Source organism: Neisseria sp. WLZKY-1 (assembly GCF_046546535.1).
Lineage (GTDB): Bacteria > Pseudomonadota > Gammaproteobacteria > Burkholderiales > Neisseriaceae > Neisseria.
The window spans coordinates 1-7,266 of record NZ_JBKGTW010000071.1; the positions used below are offsets into that span (position 1 = coordinate 1).

Annotated in this window: 3 protein-coding genes and 4 pseudogenes; all 7 read left to right on the plus strand. The window is 44.7% G+C overall.

Annotation, left to right across the window (positions count from 1 at the left end; translation table 11 throughout):
• A pseudogene (locus ACLD9W_RS11645) lies at positions 1-86 on the plus strand (IS1595 family transposase); the annotation flags it as partial.
• 246 nt (positions 87-332) lie between these two features.
• Positions 333-836: a hypothetical protein gene (locus tag ACLD9W_RS11650; RefSeq protein ID WP_410842172.1), complete on the plus strand. Its 504-nt coding sequence runs from the start codon at positions 333-335 to the stop codon at positions 834-836.
• A gap of 46 nt (positions 837-882) precedes the next feature.
• A pseudogene (locus ACLD9W_RS11655) lies at positions 883-2,808 on the plus strand (DUF637 domain-containing protein); the annotation flags it as partial.
• An 18-nt stretch (positions 2,809-2,826) separates the two neighbouring features.
• Positions 2,827-3,090: a hypothetical protein gene (locus tag ACLD9W_RS11660; protein ID WP_002234239.1), complete on the plus strand. Its 264-nt coding sequence runs from the start codon at positions 2,827-2,829 to the stop codon at positions 3,088-3,090.
• A 106-nt stretch (positions 3,091-3,196) separates the two neighbouring features.
• Positions 3,197-5,047 (plus strand): annotated as a pseudogene (locus ACLD9W_RS11665) (DUF637 domain-containing protein); the annotation flags it as partial.
• Positions 5,034-5,468: a hypothetical protein gene (locus tag ACLD9W_RS11670; RefSeq protein WP_410842173.1), complete on the plus strand. Its 435-nt coding sequence runs from the start codon at positions 5,034-5,036 to the stop codon at positions 5,466-5,468. The pseudogene ACLD9W_RS11665 and the gene ACLD9W_RS11670, both read left to right, overlap by 14 nt.
• A 158-nt stretch (positions 5,469-5,626) precedes the next feature.
• A pseudogene (locus tag ACLD9W_RS11675) lies at positions 5,627-7,180 on the plus strand (DUF637 domain-containing protein); the annotation flags it as partial.
• Between the last annotated feature and the right edge of the window lie 86 nt (positions 7,181-7,266).

Genomic DNA, 7,266 nt, shown 5'->3' on the forward strand with positions numbered 1-7,266 from the left:
AGGAGTGCGAATGGCGTTTTAACAACAGTGAAATAAAAGTTCAAATTTCCATTTTGAAACAATTGGTAATAGATAATTTATCCTAGTTATCTAGGACAGCCCCTTAAGGAAAGTACTGCCATTGGGTATATTCGTGAGGCAACAAATAAGTATAGTTCAGGAACTAGCATTCTGAATATGCCAAGCACGCCTACAGCACTTCGAGGAACAAAACTTGAAGGAAGGCTTATTTTAGAAGTTCCTCCCCAAATTAATCCAGTCCCTAAATCTATATTAGATGCTGCACGAGAGCATAAAGTTACAATTAGAGATCACACAGGAAGGGTATACAAATGAATACACACTCATTTCGAATTTTTTATTGTCGAGAATGGTTATGGGGAGAAGACCAAGGAGCCTACGGTCCTCTTACTCAAGAAGAAGCAAAAAAACTGCATGACAAAAAAATGTTATATGCGGTAATCATTGGATCTTTCATTGAAAAGCCTACCTATGTCATTACACTAAACGAGAGTAACGATTTTTTCTCAGTAAATTTTTTTGACAACTGGGGACGAGGCTATCTTACCCACCAGTTTCAGAAATATCCCGATTCAGAAAGATATTACCTTTCTATGGCAGTTTGGCGGGAATATATGAGTTTGGATTCTCATGAAATGGCTGAAGGCACGGCTTACTTTTTTAATGCCGAAAATGATGAATGCTATGTTTTGAAAGAAGACTTCACAACTAATCAAAGGTATGAAAAAAAAGAACATTATTCACAAAAAGATAAAATCATACTGTTTCCCGAATTTGGGAAATATGATGATATTTTAAATCCAAATATCATTTAAAGAGAAATAGGCCGTCTGAATATCCATTTTTCGGACGGCCTCAATGCAACTGCCGGCAGCCGAAGACATTCACCAACACCAATTGGATGTTCAAAAAAGCACCCGTTTCATCGGCATCAAAGCAGGGAAAAGCAATTACAGCAAAAACGAGCTGAACGAAACCAAACTGCCCGTACGCGTTATCGCCCAAACAGCCAAAACCCGTTCAGGCTGGGATACCATACTCGAGGGAACCGAATTCAAAACCACCCTGGCCGGAGCCGACATACAGGCAGGCGTGGGCGAAAAAGCCCGTGCCGATGCGAAGATTATCCTCAAAGGCATCATTAACCGCATCCAAACCGAAGAAAAGTTGGAATCCAACTCAACCGTTTGGCAAAAGCAGGCCGGCCGAGGCAGCACGGTTGAAACGCTGAAGTTGCCGAGTTTTGAGGGAGCTGAGCTGCCCAAGCTGACCGCACCCGGCGGCTACATTGTCGATATTCCCAAAGGCAATCTGAAAACTGAAATCGAAAAACTCGCCAAACAGCCCGAGTATGCTTATTTAAAACAGCTTCAAGTTGCGAAAAACGTCAACTGGAATCAGGTGCAGCTCGCTTACGATAAATGGGACTACAAACAGGAAGGCTTAACCGGAGCAGGTGCGGCGATTATCGCACTGGCCGTTACCGTGGTCACCTCAGGCGCAGGAACCGGAGCTGCATTGGGATTAAACGGTGCGGCCGCCGCAGCAACCGATGCAGCATTCGCCTCCTTGGCCAGCCAGGCTTCCGTATCGCTCATCAACAACAAAGGCGATGTCGGCAAAACCCTGAAAGAGCTGGGCAGAAGCAGCACGGTGAAAAATCTGGTGGTTGCCGCCGCTACCGCAGGCGTAGCCGACAAAATCGGCGCTTCGGCACTGAACAATGTCAGCGATAAGCAGTGGGTCAACAACCTGACCGTCAACCTGTCCAATGCGGGCAGTGCCGCGTTGATTAATACCGCTGTCAACGGCGGCAGCCTGAAAGACAATCTGGAAGCGAATATCCTTGCGGCTTTGGTGAATACTGCGCATGGAGAGGCAGCAAGTAAAATCAAACAATTGGATCAGCACTACATTGCCCATAAGATTGCCCATGCCGTAGCGGGCTGTGCGGCAGCGGCTGCGAATAAGGGCAAGTGTCAGGACGGCGCGATTGGTGCGGTCGTGGGGGAGATTGTCGGGGAGGCTTTGGTTAAGAATACCGATTTCAGCGGTATGACTGCTTCTGAAATTGAAAAAGCTAAAGCGAATATTACTGCGTATGCAAAATTGGTAGCCGGAGCGACTGTAGGTGTTACAGGAGGCAATGTTGATGTGGCGGCAAATGCTTCCGAAACAGCTGTTAAAAATAATGCATTAGATATTATTTGGGATATCGGCAACCTCGTATGGGACGGCGGTAAATGGATTTACGCCAAATCTATTGGCGATAAGCAGATGGCTCGAGAAGCGGCGATTGATTTTGGTGTGGATGCCGCCGCAGCTGCCGTTCCCTTTGTTCCGGCAGGTGCGACTAAAATCAGCCGAGGCGGGGCTTATGTTCTGAAGACGGGAGACGAAGCAGTTGATACGGCTAAAGCCATACAGGAAATTCAGAAGCAGACCGGAATCAAGCTTACTTATGATAAGGTTAATAAGGTTTGGACAACACCGGCGGGGTTAGATTATGGGTTAGATGCTAAGCATGGTAATAGGATTAAACATGTTTTAGCCCATACAATTCCAAATCCAAACAAACCTGTTCATTCTGTTTTTAATGTGTCCCGTAAAGAAGTTTTGCCTTTGGTTGATGAAGCTTGGAGAATGAAAGGAAATCCTTTGCCAAATGATTCATCCGTATATCTTGTAGATATGAAGAAACCTATTGGAACAAAAGGAGAAACAAAAGTGCGGATTGTTGTGCAAAAAGGAACAAATAAAATCATTTCTGCATATCCTCAGAAATAATTAAGAAAGGAATCTCTTATGGATAAAGAAATTAAAATTTGCCCAAGATGTGAGCAAGGCTACCTTTATCATGCAAAGCCTAAATATTTCTCTGGGGAGGTCATTTTATGCGATGAATGTTATGCTATGTGGCTTGGGGATATGAAAATTTTTTACGGACAATATGGAAAAGATTTTTATGATTATCATGAGTTTATGAAAGATAAAGGCATAGAAGAAATAAATATGTGGGAAGGAGAGCTTTTTGATCACCCATATTATGAGGATGAAAAATTTAAATAATTGATTTTCTGTTCCCCGAATTTGGGAAATACGATGATATTTTAAACCCAAATATTATTTAAAGTAGCAATAGGCTGTCTGAATATCCGTTTTTCAGACGGCCTCAATGCAACTGCTGGCAGCCGAAGGCATTCACCAACACCAATTGAATGTTCAGAAAAGTACCCGTTTCATCGGCATCAAAGTGGGTAAAAGCAATTACAGCAAAAACGAGCTGAACGAAACCAAACTGCCCGTACGCGTTATCGCCCAAACAGCCAAAACCCGTTCCGGCTGGGATACCGTACTCGAAGGCACCGAATTCAAAACCACCCTTTCCGGAGCCGACATACAGGCAGGGGTGGGTGAAAAAGCCCGAGCCGATGCGAAAATTATCCTAAAAGGCATCGTTAACCGCATCCAAACCGAAGAAAAGCTGGAATCCAACTCGACCGTATGGCAAAAGCAGGCCGGAAGCGGCAGCACGGTTGAAACGCTGAAGCTACCGAGCTTTGAAGGGCCGGCACTGCCTAAGCTGACCGCTCCCGGCGGCTATATCGCCGACATCCCCAAAGGCAACCTCAAAACCGAAATCGAAAAGCTGGCCAAACAGCCCGAATATGCCTATCTGAAACAGCTTCAGACGGTCAAGGACGTGAACTGGAACCAAGTACAGCTCGCTTACGACAAATGGGACTATAAACAGGAAGGCCTAACCGGAGCCGGAGCCGCAATTATCGCCCTGGCAGTAGCGGCGGTAACCGGAGGAGTAGGCGCAGGCCTTATCGGAGCGGCACAGGGTACCGCATCGGCAGCCGTGGCCGATGCTGCCTTTACCGCATTGGTGAGCCAGGCTTCCATTTCCCTGATCAACAACAAAGGCAATATCGGTAACACCCTGAAAGAGCTGGGCAGAAGCCGCACGGTGAAAAATCTGGTGGTTGCCGCCGCTACCGCAGGCGTAGCCGACAAAATCGGCGCTTCGGCACTGAACAATATCAGCGATAAGCAGTGGGTCAACAACCTAACCGTCAACCTGGCCAATGCAGGCAGTGCCGCGCTGATTAATACCGCTGTCAACGGCGGCAGCCTGAAAGACAATCTGGAAGCGAATATCCTTGCGGCTTTGGTGAGTACTGCACATGGAGAGGCAGCAAGTAAAATCAAACAGTTGGATCATCATTACATAGCCCACAAGATTGCCCATGCCGTAGCGGGCTGTGCGGCTGCGGCGGCGAATAAGGGTAAGTGTCAGGATGGTGCGATTGGAGCTGCGGTGGGTGAGATTGTTGGTGAGGCCTTGGTTAAGAATACTGATTTCAGTCGTATGAGTGCGGCCGAAATCGAAAAAGCTAAAGCGAAGATAACTGCCTATTCAAAACTGATTGCCGGCACTGCGGCTGCCGTTGCAGGCAGGGATGTGAATGCTGCGGCGAATGCGGCACAGATAGCGGTGGAGAATAATTCTTTGAATCGTTTGGATGGTTTAACTCCTGATGAACGGAGACAAGAAGAAATTAAAAAACGCTACGGCACTGATATTGGAGAAATTTCAAAACAGCTTAGCCAAGGAAGAATTACTTTAACGAAAGATTTAGCTGACTATATTTATAAATTAAATAACAATCCAAAATTATTGATTGAAGTTAATTCTGACGGATGGAATGTATATGTAGATAAAAATGCACAATGGAAAACGAATCCTGCCAATAAACAGGAAGTTTTTACTTCTGGAAGAATACCATATTCAGATGTTTCTCGTTGGGCTGTTCATGGCAATGTATCAGTAATCAAAGGAAAAGATGGAAAGTATCGGTTGGCTACTGAGAAATATGATTTTGAAATGCACAAATTTAACGGGGGAGTAAAAAATAATGCTAAAACTCTTTATAGGAATGTGGAAACTGTTATTGGTAGTCCTGGGCAAGGAACTCCTTTTGAAATTAAATTTAAAGGTAATGTAAATGTGGTTAATTAGATTAAAAAATTTATTTTTCATATCAGTTTTACTACTATGTGTTTATTTATTTTTTAGTTATTTAAATTCGGATGTTGAAGACTTTGGAAGCTATCAATTTGAATATGTACGTGATAAAGGGTGGCCTGCTGATTATATTTTAGTACAAAAAATTGAAGAGGATGGTAAAAAGAAAGGTAAGTTGTTATTTGGATTGGTAATCAATTTTTATCAAGAAGGAAATTATGTTTATTTTTCGTATATTGAAGGTGAAAATATTGCTTCACAGTCTTGTTATTCTAAAAAAGAAATTTCATATGGGAAAATTAATATAAAAAATAACTCTCTGGAGATAATTGATAAAAATGATTTTTCAAGAAATCATACTTTGCCTAATACGACTAAAATGTGGTTGGAAGATTCAGAAAACAGATGTAATTAGCAAACCGTAGAGAAGCAAATATTACTCATGCGGTTTAAACTTCCCCTGCTTTTTAGTAACGCAATGCCGTCTGAAAAATCCAATTTTCAGACGGCATTTGTTCTAAAAGTAAATATTCAGATTCCCTATGTACTGCTCAGACGCGTGCGTGCAGAGGTATACCCCTGGCAAAAAACGTCAACTGGAATCAGGTGCAGCTTGCTTACGATAAATGGGACTACAAACAGGAAGGTTTAACCGGAGCAGGTGCGGCGATTATCGCACTGGCCGTTACCGTGGTCACCTCAGGCGCAGGAACCGGAGCTGCATTGGGATTAAACGGCGCGACCGCCGCAGCAACCGATGCAGCATTCGCCTCTTTGGCCAGCCAGGCTTCCGTATCGCTCATCAACAACAAAGGCGATGTCGGCAAAACCCTGAAAGAGCTGGGCAGAAGCAGCATGGTGAAAAATCTGGTGGTTGCCGCCGCTACTGCAGGCGTAGCCGACAAAATCGGCGCTTCGGCACTGAACAATGTCAGCGATAAGCAGTGGGTCAACAACCTAACCGTCAACCTGGCCAATGCAGGCAGTGCCGCGCTGATTAATACCGCTGTCAACGGCGGCAGCCTGAAAGACAATCTGGAAGCGAATATCCTTGCGGCTTTGGTGAGTACTGCACATGGAGAGGCAGCAAGTAAAATCAAACAGTTGGATCATCATTACATAGCCCACAAGATTGCCCATGCCGTAGCGGGCTGTGCGGCTGCGGCGGCGAATAAGGGTAAGTGTCAGGATGGTGCGATTGGAGCTGCGGTGGGTGAGATTGTTGGTGAGGCCTTGGTTAAGAATACTGATTTCAGTCGTATGAGTGCGGCCGAAATCGAAAAAGCTAAAGCGAAGATAACTGCCTATTCAAAACTGATTGCCGGCACTGCGGCTGCCGTTGCAGGCAGGGATGTGAATGCTGCGGCGAATGCGGCACAGATAGCAGTGGAGAATAATACTTTATTAGGTGATGTAGCTAGGGAAGAGATAGAAGCTTATCGCAAGAAGTTTAGAACCGAAGAAGAAGCTAAGAATAATCTTGATATTGTCCGCAATGCAGTGGTTGATTTGGCAGCTGCAGGAGCAGACGGTGTTGTTGGAGGAGTAGATTACGGCATTGATACGCTTAATTATGTGGTGTATTGCCTCGGCTTTACCCCTGGATACTGCGCCATGGCTAAACAGACTTTGGCACCGAAAAACATGGCTGCTGCTAAAACAATGATTTCTGCCGTAAATCCGCAAACCTATGTAAAAATGGCGCATACTCTAAAGAATGCTGCTGAGGGCGATGCCGCCGCCAAAGAAGCGGCCGTAGGTTTTATACTTTCCACAATTAAGAAAAAGCCTAATGTAAAGATGTTGGATAATTATTTAACAAAAAGCCGGGTATCGGACAACATCAGCAACAGCCAAACCTCAAGCTGGTCTTCCAATTTCAGACAGTATGCGACAATCGAAAGCAAAGTAAGTATCGCAAATATATTCAACAGCCCCAACAGCAGCCTGAAGCTTGGAAATATGGATATTAAAGAAATGGCGAACAGTGCAAACAAAGTTAACACCACTCGGGTGTTTGACAGCAGTAAAATCAGTGATGCGCAATTACGCAAGGAAATTTTTGCTTATGCGGAGAAGTTAGGAAATGGGAAGCTTAATGCCACAAAAAACCCTAGGGTCTGTTGACATTCAAGCCAGCCTTAAAACCGTAGCAGCCAGATAAATGTTGGCAGCAAAAGATTCATCCGTCTTTTCACAACGCATCGCAATCT